This window comes from Gracilimonas sp., from assembly GCF_035704785.1.
In the GTDB taxonomy this organism is placed as follows: Bacteria; Bacteroidota; Rhodothermia; order Balneolales; family Balneolaceae; genus Gracilimonas.
Map to the genome: position 1 here is coordinate 1 of NZ_DASSWP010000082.1, position 25,090 is coordinate 25,090.

The following is a 25,090-nucleotide window of genomic DNA, read 5'->3' on the forward strand; positions in this document are numbered from 1 at the left end:
CGATCGAGAGTATGATCTTGTAAAACCTTTAAAGTAAACCAGTCAGTAAGGGCGCATGGCCATGCGCCCTTACTGACTGGAGAGCCCAACTATCAGGCAAACAATATGAAAACATATCAGTACTCAGCATTGTCATCTGAAGAGATCAGCAAGCTTCTTAAGCGGCCCAAGATCGACTTCACATCTATTTTCCAAACGGTTCAGCCCATATTGGATGCTGTTGAAAATGAAGGGGATGAAGCAGTAAAAAAATACACTCAAAAATTTGATGGAGTGAAATTAGAAGCAGTGACGATCGATCCAAGGGAGATCGAGGTTTCATTCTCTACGGAAGTAAAAGAAGCCATAGATACCGCTTTTGATAATATTTTTCGATTTCATAAGGCTCAAATTTCTCACCCTATTGAAGTGGAGACAATGCCGGGCGTGCGCTGTATGAAAGTGGCAAGGCCTATCGAAAGGGTGGGAATGTATGTTCCGGGGGGAACCGCCATTCTTCCTTCAACCGCTATGATGTTAGCCATTCCAGCCATGATCGCCGGTTGTACTACTAAAGTAATGGCCACTCCTCCCAAAAAGGATGGAACCGTTGCGCCTGAAATAATTTACATTGCCCAGAAAGCAGGAATAAATAAGATTCTATTGGCCGGTGGAGCACAGGCCGTTGCAGCGATGGCATTTGGTACAGAATCAGTCCCTAAACTGGATAAAATATTTGGCCCGGGTAATCAATATGTGACAGCGGCTAAAATGATCCTTCAGAATTCTGAAGCTCAGATCAGTATCGATATGCCTGCCGGACCTTCCGAAGTATTGGTGATCGCGGATAAACACTCAAACCCGGCTTATGTAGCTGCAGACCTGCTTTCACAGGCGGAGCACGGCAAAGACAGTCAGGTCGTGCTTGTATCCACAAAAGAGTTTGATATGGAGAAATTAGAATCTGAATTAGAAGCTCAGCTCAATCTGCTTCCCCGTAAAGAAATGGCAGGGCAATCACTGGAAAACAGTTTTACTGTTGTCGTAGATTCTCTTGACGAAGCTTTTGATTTTTCCAATCAGTACGCACCGGAACATTTAATAGTGAATGTTGATCAGGCGGAGTCTTATACTGATAAGATCATAAATGCAGGTTCTGTTTTTCTGGGTCAGCTTACCCCTGAAAGTGTAGGGGATTATGCCTCCGGAACCAATCACACTTTACCAACTTATGGTTACGCCCGAATGTACAGCGGGGTGAATTTAGCCGCTTTTCAGAAATCGGTGACCATGCAGTCACTCAGTGAAGAGGGCTTAAAAAATATAGGACCCACTGTGGAAAAGCTGGCCGAATTGGAAGAACTTCAGGCGCATAAAAATGCTGTTACTTTAAGATTAAAAGATATCAATAGATGAAAAAAAGAAATATAAATTCATTGGTTCGGGAAAATATCCTAAACCTAAAACCTTACCGTAGTGCCCGCGATGATTTTGATTCGGGTGTTTTATTAGATGCCAACGAGAACAGCTTTGGTGCACCTTTTGCCGATGATATGGAGCTGAATCGCTACCCAATGCCTCATCAGGATGAGCTGAGAGAAAAGATCAGTGCTTTTCGAGGTTTAAGTAAGAAAAATGTATTTGTTGGAGTGGGAAGCGATGAAGCAATTGATCTGCTCTTCAGGATCTTCTGCCGTCCGGGAAAAGACCGCGTTATCGTAAATCCTCCTACTTATGGCATGTATAAGGTTTCTGCCAGCATAAATGATGTTGCTGTAGATGAAGTTTTATTGACGGAAAGCTTTCAGCTTCAGCCCGAAAAAATAATAAAAGCGATACGCCCCGAAACTAAACTGATCTTTATTTGTTCGCCTAATAATCCCACAGGCAACAGTATGGATGTCAGTGACATTGTGAAGATCCTGGAAGGATTTGACGGAATTGTTGTAGTAGATGAGGCATATATCGATTTTAGCATACAGGGGAGTTTAGCCAATAACATCACTGACTTCAAAAACCTGGTTGTACTTCAAACGATGTCAAAATCATTTGGACTTGCCGGTATTCGGTTGGGAATTGCTTTGGCTGATCCTGAGGTGATATCGTATATGATGAAGGTAAAAGCTCCTTATAATGTAAATAAATTGACATCTGTTAAAGCAAATCTGGCGTTTTCCAATATCGATCATATCACAAAGAATATTAAAGCTATTTTAGCGGAACGTGAGCGTGTGATCGGTAAGTTGGTTACGTTCAAAGAAGTTGAAAAAATTTATCCGACCGATGCTAATTTTGTTATGTTTCGTATAGAAGATGCGTTGAATGTGTACAAAGAGCTTGCGGAAAAAGGAGTGATCATCCGTTATCGCGGAAATGAACCAAATTGTGAAAATTGCTTACGTTTAACAGTTGGAACTGCTTCAGAAAACGATCGTTTCTTTAGAGCTTTGCAGGAAATAATCTAATCAAACCATAATTGGCTATGCTTATATCTATTACAAAAAAAGCTTTGGAAGATCCTGATAAGGAACACCTGTTCCGGACAAATACCATTACTTCGCTCAAAAGAATCACTGAAGGCGGACGTGACCTGTATTTTGGATCTGATTCAATTTCACCACACCAAAAAAAGATACTGGAACAGGAAGAAATAACATTTCTTGATTCCGGGGATTCTGATCTGTTGATCGATTATGAACAGGGAAAGCTGAGATTGATCAGAGAGGGAGAAGAGCAGATCTCTTCGGAAAGCTGGCAGGGGATCGTTGATTTTATTACCAAGGAAGCCCGAAAAGCTTCGATTGAGAGAAAGACCAATGAAACAGAAATCAGCATAGATATAAATTTAGACGGAACCGGGAACGCAGATATCTCTACCGGGCTGGATTTCTTTGACCATATGCTGGATCAAATTGCACGTCATGGTTTGATCGACCTTAGCTTGAAGTGTGATGGAGATCTGGAAGTAGACGAGCATCACACCATAGAAGATGTAGCGATAGCATTGGGCGAAGCAATAACGAAAGCACTTGGAAATAAAAAAGGAATAGAGCGCTACGGTTTTGTTTTGCCAATGGATGAAGCGCAGGCAACAGTGGCTTTAGATCTGTCAGGAAGGCCATATCTTGTTTTTGAAGGAGAGTTCAAGAGAGAGTATGTGGGTGACTTCCCCACCGAAATGGTAAAGCACTTTTTTTATAGTCTGGCAATGAACTTGAGGGCAACAATTCATGTTAGCTTTGCAGGTGAAAATGATCACCATAAAATAGAAGCCTGTTTTAAAGGTTTTGCCCGGACCTTGAAGATGGCTATAGAACAGAACGGGCGTATCAAGAATCTTGTCCCAAGTTCAAAAGGGACGTTGTAGATGAATTTTTTGTATGATTGCTATCATCAAGTATAAAGCCGGAAACACTGCCTCTGTCGCAAATGCGTTGGACCGATTGGGAGCTCATTACTTTTTTGCTGAAACTCCTGAAGAACTTGAAAGTGCAAAAGGAGTAATTTTTCCGGGAGTAGGACATGCGGGAGCCGCTATGGAATCGCTAAAGGAAAAGGGGATGGATCAGTGGATTAAAAATACCAAAAAACCTGTCTTGGGAATTTGTGTAGGAATGCAGCTTTTGTTCGAGTCATCAACTGAAGGAGATACTGCTGGACTTGGGATAATTCCGGGTTCATTAAAGAAATTTGATGAGACAAAGGCTAAAGTTCCCCATATGGGATGGAATAAGCTTAAGGCTCCCAAAAAAGAACATGGCATACTTAAAAATCTGATCTCAAAGAACTACCTTTATTTTGTACATAGTTATTACGCTCCGGTGGGAGATCATACGCTGGCAATGTGCAATTACATCAATGACTTTTCCGCCATTGTTTGTAAAGACAATTTCATAGGAGTACAATTTCACCCCGAAAAATCAGGAAGTGTGGGATCTATGATCTTGCAAAATTTTCTGGACCTGGTTTACTCTCCTGAAAAAGTGAAGATGTAGCGCCAATTCTCTTCTGTTGATTTTTGCACTTTACGGGTATAATAAGCTGAGGAAGGAATGTAAGTTCCTCAGCTAGAATGCCTCTTACCTTTTCAGGAATCTTCCTTTGAAGGCGGTCTGCGATTATCATTTGAAATAGTATCGATCAGTTTGTTGTAGGGATCAATACCGACTGAAACCGGCAGTTCATCAACTGTGACCGTGATATCATTCATGATCTCAGTGAACTTACGTTTTTCGAGATAAAGCACCGTTTCGTTGCCTTCTTCATCTACTCCAAATACGCCTACTTCTATCCAGTCGTTGAGTGGGAGTGATTCTACCGGTCGGCGGCGTCCTTCTACTTCAACTGAAAGACTGTCACCGGCTTCATTTTTATAGATCCGCTCTCCCGTTTCTCCGGTTCGGTATTTGGATGCCTGAAGCGTCAGATTAACTTCATACGTGCTGCTGTCAATTTCTGTAAAAGTTGCTTCCTCCACACGATTATCATACAGCGTGATGGTTTCAAACATATCCTTGATGAGATATTGAAGTGAATCAGGCGTAGCTTCCCTCAAATATTCCACCAATTCCAGCGAAATGGTATAGGGCGGTTCTTGGAAAGCAACGTCATCAATGTAATCACTGAGAGCGGCATTAAGCTTGTCTTCTCCGATATAATCGCTTAGGGCATAGAACACGAGCGAGCCTTTGTTATAATGAATGTATTGCTGATTCTCGTTATAGATCAACGGCATTTCTTTTCGGGATTCCATCGTTCGGCCTATCAAATAACTGTCAAGGGCATCTTTCAGGAACCGACGCATTTGGTGAACTCCGTATTCTTTTTCGAGTACTTTTAAAGCGCTGTATTCTGAAAGACTTTCAGACAGCATGGTCGCTCCCTGAACATTAGCCCCAATTACCTGATGTGCCCACCACTGATGTGCCACTTCATGCGCAGTAATACTGAAAGGATAGTTCACGGCTTCTTTATCGGTGGTGTCCACATCGGCGATGAAACCGATGGCCTCGGAATAAGGGACAGTATTGGCAAAAGACTGTGCAAAGCTTCCGCCTGTTCTTGGGAATTCAATAATACGCAGTTGTTGAAATTGATATGGACTATAATTTTCGGTGTAATAATCCAGCGATTTCTTCACACCGTCTATCATATGGTCGAGGTTATAGGTGTGCTCGGGGTGATGGTAGATCTCTATGGCCACATCATTCCAGGTATCTTTTACCACCTCAAATTCTGCCGAAATGAATGAGTAAAAATTTACAATAGTGCTGTCCATTTCGTAGTGGAAATAACGTCGGCCGTCTTCTTCCCATTCATCCTGAAGATATCCCGGCGCGATGGCAATTTGATCGGGCGAAGTTGAAATGGTAGTCTCAAAATCGATCCAATCAGCATCGCTGGATATGTAGTTGTCCATTCGTGCAGTGCTATCCGTGGGTGGTGCCATGCGGGGTTTGGGGGGAAGCTCGTAGCGTTCACGAGCCTCTTGACTGCTTAATTCCGATGATGCCGGATATCCAATACTCGGGAAAATGGAGTTATTGATAAAGGTGCCGTTGTTCCGTACCGGCGAATTACTTCGCAGGATCTCATTTGGCTTATTGGAAAGGGCAAAAGTGAATAATATCGAATCGCCGGGCATCATGGGTTCGGAAAGTTGGTAGATGTCGTAGTTCATAGAGTCATCTTCCAGTACTAAATCATATTCACGATCAAACTCAAACTCGCTTATAAGATCATTGTGATCAATGTGAATAGAGTCGATGGCAACATCGGTTTTATTAACCAGGATATAGCTTCCTGCTACTTCCAGATCACGGCTTTCCGGATAAAGATCCAGGTTGATGGAACTCGATACAATCCGGGGTTGTGGAACGTCTTCAAATTCCCCATAATTCTTCTCAAAATTAGCCGCTCGGAGTTCCCACTGCTGAGACGAGATATATTCGTGTTTGATGTTATTTACATAATAGATCCATGTTCCCATCCCCAGAAATCCAATCAACGAAAGTGTAAAAATGATCTTAAGTTTAGGGGTGAAGGCTTCTGCAGCATTCCCGAATCTTTCCTTGATACTGCCCGGTAATCCTCTTCTGAAAATAAGAATCGAGAGTACATAAAAAGCAATTCCAAGGAACAGCCAGTATACTTTGTACACAAAATATGGAGCCAGTGAATTGCCATATCCGTTCATATCGGAATAGGCTGTACCCGGGGCCTGATTGAATTTAAAAACAGTTTGCTCAATCCCAATTTCACTCAAAAAGGTAATACCAATGGATATCACCAGTAGAAGTATAAATCCGATATAGTAATTCTTAAACAGGCTGTGGATGAAGATGGAAAACAATCCCCAGATTGCCACATGAATGAGCGAAATGGCATACAAGTCGAAGAGGTATAATCCGATCTCAAAATTATAGTACCCGTTGAAAAGCTGTACGCCAAGTCCGGCGATCATGATGATGGAGAGAAGAGCCATTTGCATCAGTACCAGCGCCAGGAATTTGGAAAACAAGATCGTCCAGTTGGACGTGGGCGTTACATGAATCAACTGATCCATGTTATCGCCACGGCTGCGGTGGATGAGCATGCCTGCATACAAGAAAGTCAAAATATTGATGAACAAGCTAAAGAAAGTTCCCGGAAGTTGTAGCATTTGCCAGGTTACGGGAAGGGTGTCAGTGCCAAATATCTCACCCCCTAAAAGTATCACACTTAACGAGATTAGTAGTCCGATCAACCCAATAATAATGAAAGCCCAGCCACTTACTATGTACTTGAAATCGACTTTAGCAAGCTCCCAGGCTAATTTCAGGTTCTCTGCAAAGGAGAAATTCATAGTCACTTTCGGCATGTTTACCGTAAGAATGCTTCCAAAGTTTTTCTTGGTTACGGCCTCACCTTTTTTCTTTCGGAAGAAATTAAAGCTATATGCTTGCTGACTGAAACTAAACGCCCTGTAAACCAATCCAAAGATCAAGATACCAAGCCCGGTCCATATCAATCGGTTGTAGAGAATGATCTCACCCCATGGGAGTGGATTTTCATTTTGCTCGAATATGGTCCAGTATTCTGCGTAGTAGGCATTTGCCTGAGCTCCATACGGATCGAGCAGAGCAGCCAGCATTTTGTTATCAAGGTCGGCAGTTAGGTTTTGGGCAAAGATCTGAATCAGGAAAAAACCCAGTATTACAAGAAAAGCCACATTTATATTACGGGTGAAGGCTACCACAGCAAACACCATTGCCCCGAAAAAGATCATATTTGGTATGAGATAGTAAAGGAATGGCTGAATATAACTCATCAGGTTGAAGGGTCCGAGGAGTTCAGGATTGGTGCCGGGAGTTATAGTTCCAAGAATAATACCTAAGGCAGCAGCCAGCATAACAAAGGTGGAAATGGTGAGGCCGGCCATAAATTTACCGAGCAGGTACTCCCACTTTTTGAAAGGGTAGGAGTACAATACCGAATGCATGTTGTGTTTATAATCCCGGTAAATAGTTCCTCCGATCAGGGCCGGTAAAAAGAAATAGAGGATGATGGCCATCTCATTCAACAGCCCGTTAATGGCTATGGGAGAGTTCATAATGGTGATGGTATTCATACTCACAGTCAGGCTTTCAAAAATTCCCGCAGCGCTGATCATTATAAAATAGGAGAGAGCAAACATAATGCCGGCATACACATAAAGGGAAGGCTTGCGCAGCCAGTACCGAATCTCAAAAGAAAAAATGGAATAGAACATAACAGATAAATTTTTGGATTAGGCGGCTACAACTTCTTTCTCTTCTCGCAAGGTGACGAAATACACGTCCGCGAGATCAGGCTCTTTGGCCTGGAAAGTTTCATTAGGTTGTTCGGTGCTATGCACCCGTATGTTCAGTGTGTTATCCTGATTGAAGTTTGAAGAGATAACATTGAACTGATTTTCATATGCTTCCAGTTCATGTCGTTCAATTATTTTCGTCCAGATTTGCCCTTTTAAACCTTGAACAGCTTGTTTTGGGGTATGGTGACTCAAAATTCGCCCGCCGTTCATTATGGCCATATCGGTACAAAGTTCTTTCACATCGTCTACAATGTGGGTGGAAAAGATCACGATATGGTTGGTTCCGATCTCACGCAAAACATTTAAAAAACGATGACGTTCAGAAGGATCAAGACCGGCTGTCGGTTCATCCACGATGATTAGTTTAGGGTCATTTAGCAACAACTGTGCAATTCCGAACCGCTGTTTCATTCCACCCGAATAGCCGGCTACACTTTTGTTCTTAACCTCAAATAAGTTGGTGACTTCCAGTGCAGTATTCACCATTTCGGTTCGTTCATTCTTATCGGTTATTCCCTTTAGACGAGCAAAATAGTGTAGCAGATCATCGGCTGACATGTTAGGGTATACTCCAAACTCTTGTGGCAAATATCCAAGCACTTTGCGAAGGCTTAGTTTGTCCTCAAGGATGTTGATGTCATCCAGAAAAGCAGAACCGCTGTCAGGAGCCTGAAGGGTGGCAATGGTTCGCATTAAAGTTGATTTTCCGGCTCCATTTGGACCCAACAGACCAAACATTCCGGATTCAATTTCAATGGATACATTATCAAGGGCTTTTACCCCGTTCTTATAGGTTTTGGAAATATTAGAAAGCGTAAGTTTCATAACCCAATTTTTTTTTGTGATAAATGGCGAGCATGAGTATAAGTATTTAAATCTTTTTTGTTGGGGTGAATTTTGATCTGTATGCCTTTTCTTTTAAAAGGCATAGCATTGATGAACTGTATCTTCACAGAATCCGGTATAAACTGCCTACTCCACCCAATCAGCTACAAATACATTTGTTGATCGATCACCACCGTTATTTCGATTGGAAGAAAACACGATCTTCTTACCATCAGGAGAGAACATGGGAAAAGAGTCAAACTGGTCATCAAAAGTGATCTGCTTTAACTCGGTTCCATCTACATTGATCATAAAAATATTGAATGGAAATCCACGCTGTGTCTTATGATTTGATGAAAACACGATCTTTTCTCCCGAAGGATGGAAATATGGTGCCCAGTTCGCATTGCCCAGGTCAGTGATCTGGCGAAGTCCGGTTCCATCTACATTTACAATAAAAAGCTCCATGTTGGTAGGTTCAACCAAGCCATCTTCAAGCAGTGATTTATATTTATTTACCTCTTCTTTTGTCTGCGGACGGGAAGCTCTAAAAATAAGCTGAGTTCCATCCGGAGAGAAAAATGCTCCGCCATCATACCCCAATTCATCAGTGATCTGGATGACGTTAGATCCATCGGTATCCATGATGTAGAGTTCCAGGTCTCCGCTTCGGTCGGAAGTGAAAACGATCTTATCACCTTTTGGAGAAACCGTGGGTTCGGCATCGTAACCGGGTTCATCGGTAAGCTTCGCGATGATGTTGCCGTCCATATCTGCTTTGTAGATATCATATGTATCATAGATTGGCCAAACGTACGCTCCGCCTTGGCCACGTTCAGGTGCAGTAGGGCATTCCATTCCGTGTTCGTGAGTAGAAGAATAAACAAATGTAGAATCACCGGGGAGGAAATAGGCACAGGTTGTACGCCCGTTTCCGGTACTCATCATAGGTGGTTCAAATCCGGGTTCTTTCTCAGAAATGTCCATGGTAAAGATCTGATCACATTCCACACCCCACTCAGGATTATTGGATTGGAAAATCAATTCTTCACTATCATAGCTCCAGTAAGCCTCAGCATTATCACCCCCAAAAGTAAGCTGAAGTACATTTTGCAGATGAACTTCCTGTTCGTATTTCAGGGTATCAGTTTCGGGGTTGTAGGAGTTTTTTTCAGAATTGGAAGTACAGGAAATGGTAACAACAAAGATCAGCAGTAGAGCAAGATATTTCATGAAAGTGAGTAGATGATGAATGGTTATGAAAATTTCATCGCAAAGATAAGAAAAATTATTTGTAAGGAATGGGATTGAAATCGCTCTTACTATCGAACGGTAAACAAAAAAAAGCGTATGGAATATTGGAGAAAATCGATCCGGTTGGACGGCTGGGATTACCGGTTTCCCTCATTTTATTTTATCACGATCTGTACCAAGGATAGAATCCATTATTTTGGAGAGATCAGGGATGGGGTGATGGGGTTGACCGAACAGGGATGCGCAGCGTGGTATTTCTGGGATCAAATTCCCGATCATTTTGATAATGTGAAATTGGATGCATTTGTGGTAATGCCAAATCATGTTCATGGGATCATTCAAATTATCCCCAATGAAAATGGTTCCCATTCTGTAGGGACGTTGCATGCAACGTCCCTACAGAATACCGGTTTGAACAACAGAATGTCGGAAATTTCACCAAAACCGAAATCATTATCTGCGGCTGTCCGTTCATACAAATCTGCCGTAACCCGTTGGTGCAATGCCAAGAATTACGAATTCTCATGGCAATCCCGTTTCTATGATCACATCATCCGCAGTCAAAAATCATTGGATAATATCCGTCTCTATATCGAAATGAATCCCCGTAATTGGGAATCAGATCAAGAACATTCGATCAATTCCCAATTTTAAATTGTATCGTCGCATAAAAGGTTCTTGGCGGGGATGGAATGATGCCGGGACCCGGATATCCGGTGGCGCGACGCGTAAAATACCAGGAATTCAAGACATTGTTGACGCCTGATTCAATCTTAATTTTCTTGTATGACCACGACAGGGAAAGATCGACTACTTCATATGCCGGGATTTCACCACGTATGCCGCTTTGGTTGTCATTTGTGTTTTGTTCGGCGTTTGAAGCATCAGTGTATTGACTGGAAACGAAGGTGTATTGTAATGAGCCGATCAGATTTTTGTAGCCGAGCGTAAGCCCTGTTTTCATGTTGAGGAGAGGAATGAATTCTACCTCATTGCCTTTTACGCCGGCAATCTCAGAATCGAAATATTCGGATTTGGTAAGTGCGGTATTCGCAAAAACAGAAAACTTGAGATTCCGTTGATCTCGGCCTAAAAGCGGCAAAATATTTAACTCAACCAAACTCTCTATTCCATAGGTAAAGGCCTGACCAATATTTCCCCGGAATCGAACTACGCGTCCAGTTTCTTCTGTGTTTCCATCTGCATTTACCCGCGTCTCGGCTTTTAAAACTTCCCCGATGCGATTGTCATACAGTAGTCCAAATCCTCCAACATCATAAGAAAGGGTTTCCCCAAGGCTTCCACGTAACCCAAAATCTGTGGTAAAACCACTCTCATCAGTGATTTTAGGATCTACCTGGAATGTGGGATTTACAACCCTGATATCATTAAAGGTGACAGAGCGATAGTTCTGGGAGAAGTTTCCGTAAAGTTCTGTATTAGAATTCGGGAGATAACTAAGTCCCAGGCCAAGCAGCAGAAAACTTCGATCAAACATGCGATTGTCTTCAAAGGTCTGATTTTGAATAGGATTTCCGGCCAGGTCAAAATTAATACGTTTGAAAGTTCCCCGGCTTTGGGTTTTGATATATTCAAATCGAAATCCAGGGGTCAGAGAAAAATTATCCATCACATAAAAGATATTTTCTCCAAACACTGCAAGGTTTTGATTGGGGAAGGTGAAATCGGATTGATTAGGGTAATTGGGGAATTGTTCATCGGCTAAGGTAAAATCTGCTTTGTTGCTGGCGGTTCCGGGACCTTGAACGGAGGTATTTTTGGAGCTATAATATTTACTGCCGATCAAGAATACTGCATTTTTTTCTCCAATTGTATATCGGTTCAAAAGTCGTATTTCTGTTCCCCAGTTGTTGAAGTCCCCAAGGATCAGGTCACGGGGAGCCTCCAGATCGTCTTCCTGAGATACACGGTTCGTTCGGAATCCAACTGATCTTCGGGAAGCATCAAGGCCATAAGCAAGAATGCTCAGTTTGGTTCTATAAGAAAATTCATGTTCAAATTTGAAGGAAGCCAGTTTCCAATTCACGTCAAACCAGTTTCGGGTGCGGTTGCTAGTGGTTGGATCACGATAGAACTGGGCATCAGTCAATCCTCCGGGTTGCTGGGAAAGGTAATTCAGATAAGTGAAATCCAGCCTGATCTTGGTTCGTCCACTGAATTCATAATCAGTATATAAATACACATTATTCGATTCGAAACCGGAATTTGGTCGAAATCCGTCACCCTTTTTAAAATTGTAGTAGCCGTAGTAACCTACTTTTCCAATGGTTCCGCTTAAGCTATTAAATGTAGTAAAGAGTTTATTTGAACCTATAGATTGACGTGAAATGACTTCAATAGCTTTGTCTCTTACGGGTTTTTTCATGCGGAAATTTACCAATCCGCCAAACTGAGTTCCATACTGCAGGGAAGCGGCTCCGCGGATGATCTGTATTTCCTGAAGTCCTTCGGCTGGAGGCGTATAATAGCTTTCCGGATATCCCAAAACATCGGCACTGATATCATATCCGTTTTGGCGGACGTTGAAATTGGAAGATCGATTGGGGTCTAGCCCGCGACCGCCAATGTTCAATTGCAAACCCGCATCATTCGATTCATAAATATTCAGCCCGGAGATCCGCCCATAGATCTGTCTGGCATTATTTGAGGAGGTATTTATTACCATTTGTTCAAGGGAAATGACTTCGTTTTTTTTTCCTGCATAAATAGAAGTCCCTTCCACTTCCCGAAGCCTGGTTATCCCAAAAACTTTATCTCTTTGTTCGATGACGGCTACTTCAGACATTTCGCCTGACAGCTTTTTTAACTCAAAATTGAAATCTGAATTATTACTATCCAGAATGATAGTTTTGTTTATGATCTCATATCCAAGCTTAAAAAAGAAGAGGTTGTAATTTCCATAGGGGAGGTCGTTAATTTCGAAATACCCATCTTCATTCGTTTGGAAAGATTTGCCGGCGTTGTTGTCATAGATGTCAACATCCTCGATCGGTTCTCCGGTTTCTGCATCGGTGATGTAGCCTGAGATCTGGTGTTGTGCCAAAGCAGAAATTGAAAACAGACAAAAAATAATAAACAGACTAAAGTCCTTTAATCTCATCATTAAAAGGGAGTAACCAGGTTCGGTGTTTTAGTGAAGGACGTATTTCGGTAAGATCGATCTCAGGATCTACATAACGTTGGCTTTGTCGTCCATTCAAAGCTACATAACTATCCACGTAGATCGCCGGGTTCTGAATGCCCTGCTGCTGATAGTGATCTTCGAGGAAATGTGCATATTCTAAAATGAAATCAGGTTGGCTGGACATTTGTTTTACCTGAAAGCGTGTCAGGAATTTTGTGTTATCTACATAAAAGCGTTGCCCATTTTCAGGATTCACTACTTTGAAATGGGCATATCCGGCTTTTTCCATCAGCATGACCCGCCATGAAAAACGATAGCCTTCTTCGGTCCAGAAAAGTTCCCCGGGGTAGAGCAGGTATCGAAAGGGGATGAGAAGTTGCAGGATAAAGAATACGGTGACTATCCCAAGTGAGGCTTTTCGCAGCCAGGTTTTAGGAAATTGATAAAGCTTCCCATTATCAAAAACGGATTTACTGATCTTCAGCCATTCGGAAAATTTAGCCAGGATCTTGTTGTGAAGTCCGGCATCAAAGAAAATAAGGGCACTGGCGATCATGATATATGGAAACATTCCGATCGGAAAAAGCACACGGGTTAATACATGGAATATCACCACAAGTACGAAAGCAAAGATCCGGGTACGCTTAATAAGTAGTAAAAAAGGAATGGTTAGGTCGTAAAGGGCTCCTGCCCAGGCAAAAGCATAATGAGTCCATGTTTGCTGCAGCAAGTCTCCCAAAAGTGGAATGGAATATTTAGCTGGCAGCCAGATCTGCAGCGGCATGGCTTCAAAAAGCCAGTCTGAATTCAACTTAGCCAGCCCGGCATAGAAATACACGATAAAAAGCAGGAATTTAATTGAATCGATGCTCCATTTAGGAACCTGTTGAGACCGCAGATTTTCATCTTTGTATGCGTCCAGAGAATAATAAGCGTGAGCAGGCAGAAAGATCATCAGGAAGCTGAGGATACTGATGAAGTAATAATGATTGAGATAGGTGGTTTTATCCATCAGCTCTATGTAGGTGAAGCTGAGGAAAAATACGATAATGGAAATGCGGTACTTATATCCCAGGCCGACAAAAACGGAGGAAAGTCCGCAGATGATAAAAATAAGATACGTCCATTCACCCAGCGGCTGCACCCATTTGAACCCGTAGTAGGAAAAGAAAAATTGGGGCTCAATGTAGAGCTTTTCGATCCAGCCATTTGCTGCAAAACGAATGATGCTCCACAGCATTAAGATTCCGAAAAAAATCCGAAAAACAGCTAATGGAGCAGCATTGGTTGAGGTATTGAGATATGAACGAATCGAATTTGTATTCACTGTTTAATCACCGTCAGCATCCACATAATCTACGTTGATGTTCAGCGCTTGAAGCATATCCACTTTCATGTAAACAACATTCATTTGTAGCTGATCGTAAGTGGAAAGCATTAAGTTATTGTTGGATTCTACCTGCTCTGCAAAATTATCATTCAGTGATTCAGCTTCCTCTCTTGCGGCATCGAACTGGTTGTTGATGAGGGTTGCAAGATCGGCACCTTCTTTCATGGTATTCAGGAAATCGAGATATGATTTCAAGCTTTCACCGGAAGCGCCACTTTCAAAATGAGTACCGTTGAAGAAATTCTGGGAGGCGTCTAATGCTTCATTGAATAGTGATTTGGAAAGAGATTCACTGTAATAAGCTTCAACATGAGTGCTGAGTGGTGAACCGGAAAATACACCAGCAGGAATACCGATTTTACCCGCACGAAGGTGTTTTTCGTAATAGTAGATGTAGTCATTCACCATCATATCCAGAGAAGAATTCGCGCCATTTCCTGAGTTACTCACAAATTCATCACGGTATCCGGAAGTCCAGTCTGTTAAAACCGTACTTGAAAGAAATTGGATTCGGGAAGTAAGATCAGTTAGGTAGGTGAGATATCCGTCTGAGTTTTGATTGGTGGTGTAGAAAGACAGGATCTCAGTGTTACTTTCACCTAAACCATTCAGCATATAATCGAGTGCAGGAAATCCCTGACTGTTGTTTAGTGAAGGCAGCTCCAGGTTATAATTGCCTTCCATGATGTTATCCTCAATTTCATTTGTGTCGGCAGGATAGATATTCATGTTATCCCGAAAACGAAGCTCCATGGCTTTTCCCATTTCAAACATAGAAACATGCTGTAAGGCCAGGTAAGCCGATTGCCAGGAATTGCGTAGTGTTTCAAGATTTTGGAGTGTGGGCGCTTCAGCAAAAGCGGACGCATCGCTGTGAAGCTGATCGGCAGCTCCTGAAAAAGCTGTAAAAGAAGGAATAATGATATTATCTGCCCAGTTTACAAGAATAGCTTCACGGTCAAAGTCATCTACATTAGGTCCGGAAGGGCCATCTTCTGTACAGCTCCACAATACAATAACAGTCAGTAAAAGAATCGCAATTTTTTTCATATCAAAAAGGATTTAAAACAAAAAAGCCGGCAACAGATTTTGTTGCCAGCTTTAAGATGAAAAATTGATTTAGTTACTTGCCTGCTCTACAGTGAAATCAAATTGAGCAGCTATTGTTTCAGACATTTGGTCTAAAACATTTGTTTCAACATCCCAGAGTCCTTCGCCGGCTGTCAGTTGAGCCAACATTCCGTCAATTTCCTCGGAAGTCAGGTAGGGGCTGTCAGAATTGGGAACTCGACTGAATTTCAGACTGTATATGAAACCATACGCTTCAGAAAGATCATGGAAAGCAGCGCCATAATTTGGAGTAGATTCTTCAAGTGCATTTTTTCCGGATTGTAGATAATAGATAGCTCGTACCGCAATTACCGTAGAAATATTTTCACGGATTATTTGTGCTTGTTCATCTCGTACATCATAGGCTCCGGCTTCAATAGCAGCGCGGCCAAGAATGAAAGCCTCAAATGTTTCTTGTCCAATTCCGGCAAAATCTTCATCGCCATCAACTCGACCCAAGTAAGTATTCAGAAATCCATTTCCTTCTCCGATAGTTGGATTGGAAGGATTATCGGCATTGCCAAATAAGTATCCGTAGGCTTCGTCCCATTTGTGTTCCATATTGGTGTAGTTGGTACCTTCAACAAGCGTACCATTACTGTTGTCTTCGCGGTTTGTGCCAGCATCCAAAACCGAAGTGCTGAGGTAGTTATTCAGCATTTGGTCGGCCATTAGTGCCCCGATCAAACTCTTTCCTACCAGCTGATTGTATTCAAAACCTTTGCCGTTTACATAGCGCGTGGAAGAACCATCGGCTATTTGTCCGGGCTGACCTGGTGCCGCAACCATATTTTCATTTGGATAAACCTCTTCAACCTGAGCAGAAAGCCATTCTTCAAACTGTTTTTTGATCTCTGCACTTAGCTGAGAGTTGGAAGAAAAATAATCAGCAGATGCAGCCACTTTACCTTTAATATTTTTTTTAGTGGCTTCGTTTAAATCATCATTTTTGAATGGATTAGTACCTTCATTTCGGTACATGTTCAGAAGTAATTCTTCGGTAGTATTATCAAAATCCATCATAGCAGAAGTCAATTCAGCGGCCATTTGAATTCGAGTGGTTTGCCCGGGAAAAGAAACAGATGATTCTCCATTGCGGGAGAACTCGTAAGTTGCAGGAGGATCAATAGTAGGCTCGTTATTAGAATCACAGGATATCATTGCGAATGCAGAAAAAACAATAAGAATTAATAATTTTGAAAGCTTCATAAGTTAAGAATTGTGGAAGTAAAGTTGGATGTTTTTATTTAGAACGATTCTAAGTTAAGAAGCTTTTCAAATGGAATCAAAGCTTATATAGATTTAATCTAAATTAATTTTTAAAGAGAGAAGTTCTGAAGGATGGGAGTGTTTAAACGAAAGGGAGACAAGCTATTGCTGATGGCGGGGAGAGACTAATTCCATGATCTGGCTTAATATATTTTTGCTGATGCTGAATACTTTTTCCTGATGATTCATAGCAAGGAAGCGCAGAACCACTCTTAACTCAGCGAGCAATTTTGGAGGATCACTGACAAGTTGATCTTCACGAACTACCTCTTCCCAATTTATAGGGTACTGAAACTTTACACCGGCCCGTGCCATTGTTTTTAGATACACACTAGCCATTAACCCGTATCCAATGGTTGTAGGGTGAAGCCCATCCAGGCTGAAGATGCCACCTTTATAGAGTTTACCTTGATCATTTAACCGAATAAAATCTGTAGATAAATTCACTTCTCCATTTTCATCTACCAAATGGGACGTACTTTCCTGTTTCTTTAAAGCATCAGCTAAGCCCTTAGGGAAATCCCGGACCAACTCACCGCCCAAGCGCCTTCGTGCCATACCGGCTACATTTTTAGCCATGGGAACAACAGACCATCCATATTCATCAGCTACTTCCTTGATTATAGCGTTGTAGTCATCCATGGTAAGGTCAAGCTGAATGGCTTCATCTTTGGTTAGGTGTGGATGCTTGTCAGGATGAAAGTCTTCATCCCAGATCCAAAAGCGGGTGTAGTAATCAAAATAGCCGAGACGCTTGCTGGAAAGGTCTGAATTCACCCCACGCATAACGGGTGGTATTGTTACATAAGGCAAAGTGGGGACAAACACCCGATTAGCTCCAAGCTTGGATACTTTCTCTGCCATTTTCCGATACTGCTGTTCAAAATGCTCAGGCCTGTAAATAGTATGAGTACGTTGTCCGGGAAAAACTTCAAGGGCGTCATCTTCAGTCCAAATGAGTTTGAGGTCGGTAACAGTAGCAATCATGTTGTTATGACCAAGACACACAATCAAATTCTCGATACCACCGTCTTCCGCTAATACCTTTGCATTATCAAATTGGGTGCGTTTTTGATATTCAGTTTTAAAAGAGGGATTTAAGACCAATCGGGCAGTAGTAAATTTGGCATGTTCCGGCAACATATCGAAGACGGTAAACTGCTCACGGTTATTTGCAATGTGATTCCGGCTATTTTCCTCATTAACAATCCAGGAATCACTGATGTTGAATCCCCAGATCGATTGATTGTGGTAAGGTTGAATTCGATCTATAGCCAAGTCTTTGAATCCACCTTCCCAGTATTTCTTAATTCGTCTCAAGGTAAAGATCATATGTTTTGCCGCGGGCAGGAACTCTTTCCAGTCTATTTCGTCACCGAACTCTTCAGATAATCCCCGAACTAAAACTTCGAGATTAAGAGGGATTCCGGCTTGGGCAGTGAAACTTGGTTGATCGAAATTAGGCTTTGGGTCAAAACACCGTTGAAGCATGGCCGGAAAATTCATATCCGTACGATATACCCCTCCATTGTTAAAGCCTTGAGAAAGGCTGTCTCCGATCACCACCAGTTTATGTTTTGACTCTTTTTTATTCCAGAACATTATCTTTGCCACTAAATTTCAAAAGCACAAAAAGATAACTAAGTGAGCGAGGATTCAAAATGCAATTGTGAGGAATTATATAAAGTAGCTCTTTTGTACAATGTCCTCTCTTCCCGAAAGCTTTCAATACAAAGCTAAATCCTGTCTCTCGAAAGAGAGACAGATTATTTCCATCTAAAGACCTTAATACTTCGATATTCAATGTTCCTTGTTGAATGTTCGATATTCTCCCAATGAATTCCCAAAAAACTCCCTATTTTGTGTTTCGTGAATAAGAGGCAATAGAAAACCCAATGATACTATGTCAGCAAAAAACAGATTAGAACAATTCAGAGAAGAGCGAAAAATTCAAAATGAAAAAGTGATGGATCTGGACCATCTTGGGATCAAGCGTTTTTTCAATATGGATACCAATACCTACCGGGATGGGGCGCTTCCAACTCAAACAAAAGAGTTATTGGGGCTTGTAGCTTCTGCTGTATTGCGCTGTAATGATTGCATTGACTATCATCTGGAACAATGCGCTAAAACCGACTCAACCAAAGCCGAGATCGTGGACGCACTGAATGTGGCATTGATCGTTGGGGGCAGTATTGTGATCCCGCATTTACGTCATGCTGCGGAAACGCTGGAGATCCTGGAAAAAGAAGGTACACTCAAAACCAATTAATCTGCCAGGAATTCTGACGGTTCCGGATGAAGAAATTTAATCTTTAGTTGTTTCTTCAATTTTTCAGAAGAAACTTTTTTCCCATCTGCGCCGCCTTCTTCAAAAGTGGGCTTTTTCAATTCAAGCCTTTCAGCAATTTTAGTATAGATCTCAGATCTGGAAGGGTGACTTCCACTGCAAACATTAAAGATCTCACCTTTGATCTTCTTTTCAATAATTTTAGCCGTCACCTGAATTACATCATCGCTATGAACTAAGTTCACCGGTGAGTCGCCGTCAGCAATATTTTTTCTTCCCGCCATAAATCTGGCCGGATGCCGGTCTTCTCCATATAAACCACTAAGCCTTAGAATTACAGCATCGGGGGAGTATTTGACTAAAGCGCCTTCAGCTGCAGTAATTGCATTACTGCTATTTTCGTCAGGTTTTGCGTCTGATTCCGTGACTTCATTCTTTGTATCTTCATATACAGATGTGGAACTATACATGATGATCTGTACGTTTCTTTCAGCGAGAACCTGAGAAAGCTGTCCGATTATTTTTGGATATTCATTTCTGTCTTCCCCGCGTCCGGGTGAAATAGAAATGATCACTGTGTTAACATCAGGCAGGCGGATGTCGGAAAGGGATGCAGAAGGTAACTCAAGTTTAACCGGCTTGATCTCAAGTGCATTTAGCTCTGAAAAATTTGAAGAAGAGCGAGTAGTGCCATAAACCGTTAACTTCTTTGAGATAAGATAAGAACCTAACTTTTTCCCCAGCCAACCGCATCCAATGACCAATACAGGCCCATTTTTCTTAGAATTCATATTTTCTTCATATTAAATAAACTTATTGCTCGATTATAGCAGAACATATATTAAAATAAGGCATGGAACAATCGAAAACAGGCATTTTATTAGTAAATCTCGGATCACCGGATAGTTATGAACCCGCTGACCTGAAAGTGTATTTAAGAGAATTTTTAACCGATAAGAGAGTAATTGACGTCCCAACTCCACTGAGAAAATTTATTGTGGAAGCCATGATCCTTCCTTTTCGCCCAAAAGAGTCTGCCGAGGCTTATGAACTTATCTGGTGGGATGAAGGCTCTCCGCTTATTGTAATAACTCAACAAGTGATCGATAAATTGCAAAAACGTTTGGGAGATGAAGTTCCTATTTCTATGGGAATGCGCTACGGAAATCCATCTATAGAAGCCGGTTTTGATGAATTAATGGAAAAGAATCCGGACCTGGAAAGAGTATTTATGATCCCGCTCTATCCTCAATATGCCATGGCCACCACCGAAACAGTGATCGAAAAAGCCAAAGAAGTTTGGCAGGAAAAATATCCGCACCTGGAGATGATAACTAAGGACGCATTCTATGATGATCCCCAATACGTAAAAGCACTCGGAGAAAGTATTCGGCCCTATATTGAAGAGCATGATATTGATCACCTCCTGTTTTCTTATCACGGGGTACCGGAGCGGCATATCAAGAAAAGAGATATAACCGGTGATCACTGTCTTAAGTGTGAGGATTGCTGTAACATTAATTCTCCTGCACATACCTTCTGCTATCGCCATCAAAATGTGAAAACAACGCAAAATGCTGCAGAATACCTGGATCTTGATAACAAAGATTTCAGCTACAGTTTTGCGTTTCAGTCTAAGCTGGGAATTGATCCTTGGCTAAGCCCCGCTACCGATTCTGAGTTAGTGCGTTTGGCGGAAGAAGGTGTGAAGAAAGTGGCGGTTTGCTGCCCGGCTTTTATATCTGACTGTATTGAGACACTGGAAGAAATTGGTATCCGCGGTAAAGAAGACTTCGTGGAAGCTGGCGGAGATGACCTGATCCTTATTCCTTGTGTCAACGACAGCGATCTTTGGATTGATGCTCTAGAAACATGGTGTACCAATATGCTAAAACCTGCAGAGACTGTTGCGTAAATTTTAAATCATATAGAACATGAAAGGTCTGAGGTAATGCAACCGAAAAACTCTGTGTTCCTCTGTGTACTCCGTGGTTAAATTATAGATGATGATGGGCAAGGAAAACGAAATATTGGTTTTGGGCGGAGGTATTTCAGGTCTTGCTACGTCCTGGAATCTTCACAAAGCCGGAATTCCTTTTAAGCTTATCGAAAAGCAACCAGAAACCGGTGGCGTGATTTCTTCATCAACAGTAGATGGCACTGTACTGGATTTTGGTCCTAATTCCCTTCGCGACCGGGATGGTTCTATTCGAAAACTAGCCGAAGAAATTGGGCTGAAGGAAGAGATCGTTGAAATTTCTGAAGCCTTTAAGACTCGTTTTATTGTTAGAGATGGAGAGCTTCAATCGCTGACTCCTTCCCTTAAAACTATCTTTACCACCAATGTGATTTCGGGCAAAGCCAAGTGGCGTATCTTAGCTGAACCTTTCATTTCTAAAGGCACATCTGAAGATGAAAGCGTAGGGGAATTCTTGGAAAGGCGAATTGGCAAAGAAGCCTTAGAATATTTGGTAGACCCGGTGTTTTCCGGGATCTATGCCGGAGATATTTACCGGATCAGCAAAAAAGAAATCCTTCCTAAACTAGCTGAAAACGAGCAGAAATTTGGTTCCATAGCAATGGGTACCCTTCGTTCTAGAAAAGAAAAATCTGAGGTAAAGCCGGTAGTACTGACTTTCAAAAAAGGTATTCAGCAGTTGACTGAAGCTATTTCAAGCAAAATTTCAGATTATATCTTGAATGAGGAAGTAACCGGTGTCCGAAAAACTGGAAACGGTTTTGAGGTGGAAACATCGAAGGGGAAGTATACTGCGGAAAAGGTCATATCGTGCTTGCCTGCTTATAGTTTATCATCGGTGCTTAAGGGTTTTGCCCCGGCGCTTTCCCATGCCTTATCTTCCATAGATTACGCCCCGATGCTTTCCACACAGGTTATTTTTAATACAGAGGGCATCGAATTACCCCGATCCGGATTTGGTTTTCTGATCCCCCGAAAAGAAAATATCCGTTTACTGGGTGCCATCTGGAAATCAAGCATCTTCCCTGCATTGACTTCGGAAGGTAAAATTCACTTCACCCTAATGACCGGTGGGGCTCATGACAGGGATATTCTTACTGATGATATTCAGAAAGTAGAGCAACATATTCTTTCCGAACTTTCGGAGCTCATGCACATTTCTTCCAAACCTGAATTCTTGAGGTCAAAGTTATGGCGTAAAGCGATTCCACAATTTCATGTAGGGTATGAAGCCACCCGATTAGAATTCAAGCAAGCGGAAGCCGCAAACCCGGGATTCTATATAGGAGGAAATTACCGCTGGGGTGTATCGGTCCCGGATTGTGTGAAAGGAGCTGAAAACTTGGTGCAAAAAATAGAAGCTTGAATAGGGTCATAAAGCGATCAAAGCTGATTATCATTTGATCACTCTTCATTCTGCTATTTAATTTTGCTTTTCCGCTTCCAAAACCGATATTCGGGCACATCTTTCATAAATCCAGATTATGACCAAACCCGCTTCAACCAAAGGCTTACTTGCCTGGGCCATGTACGACTGGGCCAACTCCGCTTATTTCGTGATGATCCAGACGTTTGTATTTGCAGCCTATTTCGCGCAATCCATTGCTGAAAACGAAACAAGCGGAACCATACTTTGGGGAAATATGATCGGGCTGGCAGGACTTGTGATTGCTATTTCAGCCCCTTTTTTAGGAGCCCTCGCTGATGAAGGAGGGAGGAGGAAGCCATGGATCGTCTTTTTCACCACGTTATGTGTAATTGGATGTAGCATGCTTTGGTTTGCAGAACCAGGCACAGAATTCATTTGGTTTGCTTTATCAATGGCTTTTGTGGCTACGCTTGGAGCTGAACTTTCTTTTATCTTTTACAATGCCATGCTGCCGGATCTGACCACGAGTCTGACCATCGGAAAATGGTCCGGCTGGGGTTGGGCAATGGGTTATGCCGGAGGACTACTGTGTTTAATTATCGGATATTTCGGCTTTGTAGAAAATGGTGCTTCCTGGTTTGGCCTTGATGAAGGCTCTCTCCAAAATGTACGGATCACATTTTTGTTCACAGGGATTTGGTATGCACTATTCAGTCTGCCTATGTTCTTGAAAACTCCGGATACCCCATCAAAGCATAAACCCATGAAAACGGCTGTTTCAGATGGAATGAGGGAGCTTAAAAATGGATTAGCCATGCTTAAGGAAGAGCCCAATATCTGGAAATTTCTATTGGCCCGATTATTCTATAACGACGGTCTTGCCACCATTTTTGCAATGGGTGGTGTGTACGCTGCCGGAACTTTTGGCTTCGAAACAGGGCAGATCTTCATGTTCGGAATCGCGCTCAATGTAACGGCAGGCTTGGGCGCATTCGGTTTTGCATGGCTGGATGATATCAGTGGAAGTAAGAATACTATAGTATGGTCTTTGGTAGGGTTGATCCTCCCCGTAACTGCCGTGTTATTTGTAGAGTCTGAATCATGGTTTTGGGTGTGGGGATTGTTACTTGGGATCTTTGTAGGACCGGTACAAGCGTCAAGCCGAACTTTTATGGGGAGAATTGCCCCGCAAGATAAACGAAATCAAATGTATGGGCTTTTTGCATTGTCCGGAAAAGTGACTACTTTTGCAGGCCCAATAATGGTAGGATGGATCACGTTTTTCATGGATAGCCAACGGTGGGGAATGAGTGCGATTTTATTACTTTTGATCATTGGATTGGCCTTAATGTTTGGGGTGGATGAAATTAAGGGAACAAGTCAGGAAGAAGTGCATATAACATAAAAAGAAAGAAAAAAATGTATTTACCTACTTATTTATTAAATTAACGCAGATTTTACTACTGTAATTACAACAGTACATTTTAAAAGCGGGTATTTTTTTCTTTGAAATACCTTTAACCGAAATAAAGTAAAAGGAGTACAACATATGAGTAGAATTGACGATATCAACAATGTAGTAGAAGAATTACAGGTTGAAATGCAGAAATTTTATGAGAAAGGGAACAAAGCTGCCGGTACAAGGGCACGTAAGCATTTAATGACCCTTAAGAATCTTTCTCACGAGATCCGGCAGGAAATTCAAGCAAAGAAAAATTCCATGTAGTTTCTACTATCAATTTTTTAAAAAAAAGCCACCATTGTGTGGCTTTTTTTATTTTAAAGAGTTTTTTAAGTAAAGATGTATTTCTACCTTAAAGGCGAAAAAATAGGAAGACATATGAATCAAGAGCCAGAAACAAGAATACATAAGAATGCCATAAAAGCATGGACAGTAAATGCCCTTCTATATGGGCTTTTTTGGTTTGTACCTGCAGGATTTTATGTGTCAATAGCCATTGGCATCAACTCTGATTCTCAGGCACCGTGGCACGAGGGAGTGGATTGGGTCTTATTTGCTTCCTTATTTATCATTGGACTATTCCTGTACCTGACCATTGCATTTATATTTCCAAAATTACGCTGGAAGAGATGGAAATACGACGTTTCTGATAAAGAGATAGATATGTTAAGAGGTATTATCATCAAGAAGAGAACGCTTGTTCCAATAAACAGGGTACAGCATGTGGATACCCGACAGGGACCGGTGTACAGAAAGTTTGAGTTAGCCTCAGTAACTATTTCCACTGCTGCCACCACTCATGAAATCCCTGCTCTTGATAATGAGACCGCTGATGAACTCCGGAATACTATTTCAACACTGGTTCGAAAAGTAAAAAGTGATGTCTGAATTTAGAAAACAGCATCCTGTTGCAGGCATAAGTCAGGTTATTGATACTATAAAACAGAACTTTGTCACTTTAATAGTTCTTTTGTTTATAGGTACTACAAATTCAGAGGGTTATTTCCTATATTTTTTAGGAGCAGGTTTAGGTATTTCTTTTTTCGCCGGGATCTTTGGATGGTGGTTCTTTAGGTTTCGCATCTTTGAAGATGAATTACAGATCGAAAAAGGAATATTTGTTAAAAGAAAGGTCTATCTCTCAAAAGACAGAATACAGGTTATTGATATTACAGAAGGACTTCT

21 protein-coding genes are annotated in these 25,090 nt (G+C 41.8%); 12 read left to right on the forward strand and 9 right to left on the reverse strand.

Features of this window, described 5'->3' with window-relative positions; translation table 11 throughout:
* Window positions 1-105 precede the first annotated feature (105 nt).
* From hisD to hisH, 4 genes are read left to right on the forward strand one after another with little or no spacing between them, the layout of a single operon-like run.
* Window positions 106-1,395: a histidinol dehydrogenase gene (hisD, locus tag VFM80_RS04630; protein ID WP_395070033.1), complete on the forward strand. Its 1,290-nt coding sequence runs from the start codon at window positions 106-108 to the stop codon at window positions 1,393-1,395.
* The gene (gene hisC, locus VFM80_RS04635) at window positions 1,392-2,444 is read left to right on the forward strand and encodes a histidinol-phosphate transaminase (RefSeq protein ID WP_395070035.1); all 1,053 of its coding nucleotides are present in this window, start codon (window positions 1,392-1,394) and stop codon (window positions 2,442-2,444) included. Before hisD ends, hisC begins: the two co-directional genes overlap by 4 nt.
* 17 nt (window positions 2,445-2,461) lie before the next feature.
* Window positions 2,462-3,346: an imidazoleglycerol-phosphate dehydratase HisB gene (hisB, locus tag VFM80_RS04640; RefSeq protein WP_395070037.1), complete on the forward strand. Its 885-nt coding sequence runs from the start codon at window positions 2,462-2,464 to the stop codon at window positions 3,344-3,346.
* Between the two features lie 13 nt (window positions 3,347-3,359).
* Window positions 3,360-3,974 (forward strand): imidazole glycerol phosphate synthase subunit HisH, encoded by a 615-nt coding sequence (gene hisH / locus VFM80_RS04645; protein WP_395070039.1) that lies wholly within the window; start codon window positions 3,360-3,362, stop codon window positions 3,972-3,974.
* Between the two features lie 92 nt (window positions 3,975-4,066).
* Here the strand turns inward: hisH and VFM80_RS04650 are convergent, their stop codons facing one another.
* From VFM80_RS04650 to VFM80_RS04660, 3 genes are all read right to left on the reverse strand, one after another.
* The gene (locus VFM80_RS04650) at window positions 4,067-7,729 is read right to left on the reverse strand and encodes an ABC transporter permease/M1 family aminopeptidase (RefSeq protein ID WP_395070041.1); all 3,663 of its coding nucleotides are present in this window, start codon (window positions 7,727-7,729) and stop codon (window positions 4,067-4,069) included.
* 18 nt (window positions 7,730-7,747) lie between these two features.
* Window positions 7,748-8,638 (reverse strand): ABC transporter ATP-binding protein, encoded by an 891-nt coding sequence (locus VFM80_RS04655; protein WP_395070043.1) that lies wholly within the window; start codon window positions 8,636-8,638, stop codon window positions 7,748-7,750.
* A gap of 147 nt (window positions 8,639-8,785) precedes the next feature.
* A complete protein-coding gene (locus VFM80_RS04660; protein WP_395070045.1) occupies window positions 8,786-9,871 on the reverse strand; it encodes a hypothetical protein in 1,086 nt (361 codons plus the stop codon).
* 117 nt (window positions 9,872-9,988) lie between these two features.
* Between VFM80_RS04660 and VFM80_RS04665 the strand changes: the two genes are divergently transcribed.
* Window positions 9,989-10,546, forward strand: a complete 558-nt coding sequence (locus tag VFM80_RS04665) for a transposase (RefSeq protein WP_395070047.1) — start codon at window positions 9,989-9,991, stop codon at window positions 10,544-10,546.
* Here the strand turns inward: VFM80_RS04665 and VFM80_RS04670 are convergent.
* The 5 genes from VFM80_RS04670 to VFM80_RS04690 all read right to left on the reverse strand — a co-directional run bounded on the left by VFM80_RS04670 (window position 10,530) and on the right by VFM80_RS04690 (window position 18,408).
* Complete coding sequence (locus VFM80_RS04670) at window positions 10,530-13,016, reverse strand: TonB-dependent receptor domain-containing protein (protein WP_413789708.1); 2,487 nt, start codon at window positions 13,014-13,016, stop codon at window positions 10,530-10,532. The two genes, VFM80_RS04665 and VFM80_RS04670, sit on opposite strands and share 17 nt — an antisense overlap.
* Window positions 12,994-14,364 (reverse strand): HTTM domain-containing protein, encoded by a 1,371-nt coding sequence (locus VFM80_RS04675; protein WP_395070049.1) that lies wholly within the window; start codon window positions 14,362-14,364, stop codon window positions 12,994-12,996. The genes VFM80_RS04670 and VFM80_RS04675 overlap by 23 nt, the downstream gene beginning before the upstream one ends.
* A 3-nt stretch (window positions 14,365-14,367) precedes the next feature.
* The gene (locus VFM80_RS04680) at window positions 14,368-15,477 is read right to left on the reverse strand and encodes an imelysin family protein (protein ID WP_395070051.1); all 1,110 of its coding nucleotides are present in this window, start codon (window positions 15,475-15,477) and stop codon (window positions 14,368-14,370) included.
* Between the two features lie 69 nt (window positions 15,478-15,546).
* Complete coding sequence (locus tag VFM80_RS04685) at window positions 15,547-16,746, reverse strand: DUF4856 domain-containing protein (RefSeq protein ID WP_395070053.1); 1,200 nt, start codon at window positions 16,744-16,746, stop codon at window positions 15,547-15,549.
* Window positions 16,747-16,908: 162 nt separating this feature from the next.
* Window positions 16,909-18,408 carry a hypothetical protein gene (locus VFM80_RS04690; RefSeq protein WP_395070055.1) on the reverse strand — a complete coding sequence of 500 codons (1,500 nt, stop codon included), beginning with the start codon at window positions 18,406-18,408 and terminating at the stop codon, window positions 16,909-16,911.
* Window positions 18,409-18,709: 301 nt separating this feature from the next.
* Between VFM80_RS04690 and VFM80_RS04695 the strand changes: the two genes are divergently transcribed.
* A complete protein-coding gene (locus tag VFM80_RS04695; protein ID WP_395070057.1) occupies window positions 18,710-19,078 on the forward strand; it encodes a carboxymuconolactone decarboxylase family protein in 369 nt (122 codons plus the stop codon).
* On the opposite strand, the gene VFM80_RS04700 is transcribed toward VFM80_RS04695, so the two are convergent.
* A complete protein-coding gene (locus VFM80_RS04700) occupies window positions 19,075-19,887 on the reverse strand; it encodes an NAD-dependent epimerase/dehydratase family protein (protein WP_395070059.1) in 813 nt (270 codons plus the stop codon). The two genes, VFM80_RS04695 and VFM80_RS04700, sit on opposite strands and share 4 nt — an antisense overlap.
* A 62-nt stretch (window positions 19,888-19,949) precedes the next feature.
* On the opposite strand from VFM80_RS04700, the gene hemH reads away from it, so the two are divergent.
* From hemH to VFM80_RS04730, 6 genes are all read left to right on the forward strand, one after another.
* Window positions 19,950-21,011 (forward strand): ferrochelatase, encoded by a 1,062-nt coding sequence (gene hemH, locus VFM80_RS04705; protein WP_395070061.1) that lies wholly within the window; start codon window positions 19,950-19,952, stop codon window positions 21,009-21,011.
* Between the two features lie 94 nt (window positions 21,012-21,105).
* On the forward strand, window positions 21,106-22,440 hold the full coding sequence (hemG, locus tag VFM80_RS04710) for a protoporphyrinogen oxidase (protein WP_395070063.1): 1,335 nt from the start codon (window positions 21,106-21,108) through the stop codon (window positions 22,438-22,440).
* Between the two features lie 118 nt (window positions 22,441-22,558).
* Entirely contained in the window at window positions 22,559-23,848 is a 1,290-nt protein-coding gene (locus VFM80_RS04715; RefSeq protein WP_395070065.1) for an MFS transporter, read from the forward strand.
* Window positions 23,849-23,992: 144 nt separating this feature from the next.
* Window positions 23,993-24,169: a histone H1 gene (locus VFM80_RS04720; protein ID WP_395070067.1), complete on the forward strand. Its 177-nt coding sequence runs from the start codon at window positions 23,993-23,995 to the stop codon at window positions 24,167-24,169.
* 114 nt (window positions 24,170-24,283) lie between these two features.
* A complete protein-coding gene (locus VFM80_RS04725) occupies window positions 24,284-24,793 on the forward strand; it encodes a PH domain-containing protein (RefSeq protein WP_395070069.1) in 510 nt (169 codons plus the stop codon).
* Window positions 24,786-25,090 (forward strand): PH domain-containing protein (locus VFM80_RS04730; RefSeq protein ID WP_395070071.1); only part of this gene is annotated, 305 nt, incomplete at its 3' end. The genes VFM80_RS04725 and VFM80_RS04730, both read left to right, overlap by 8 nt.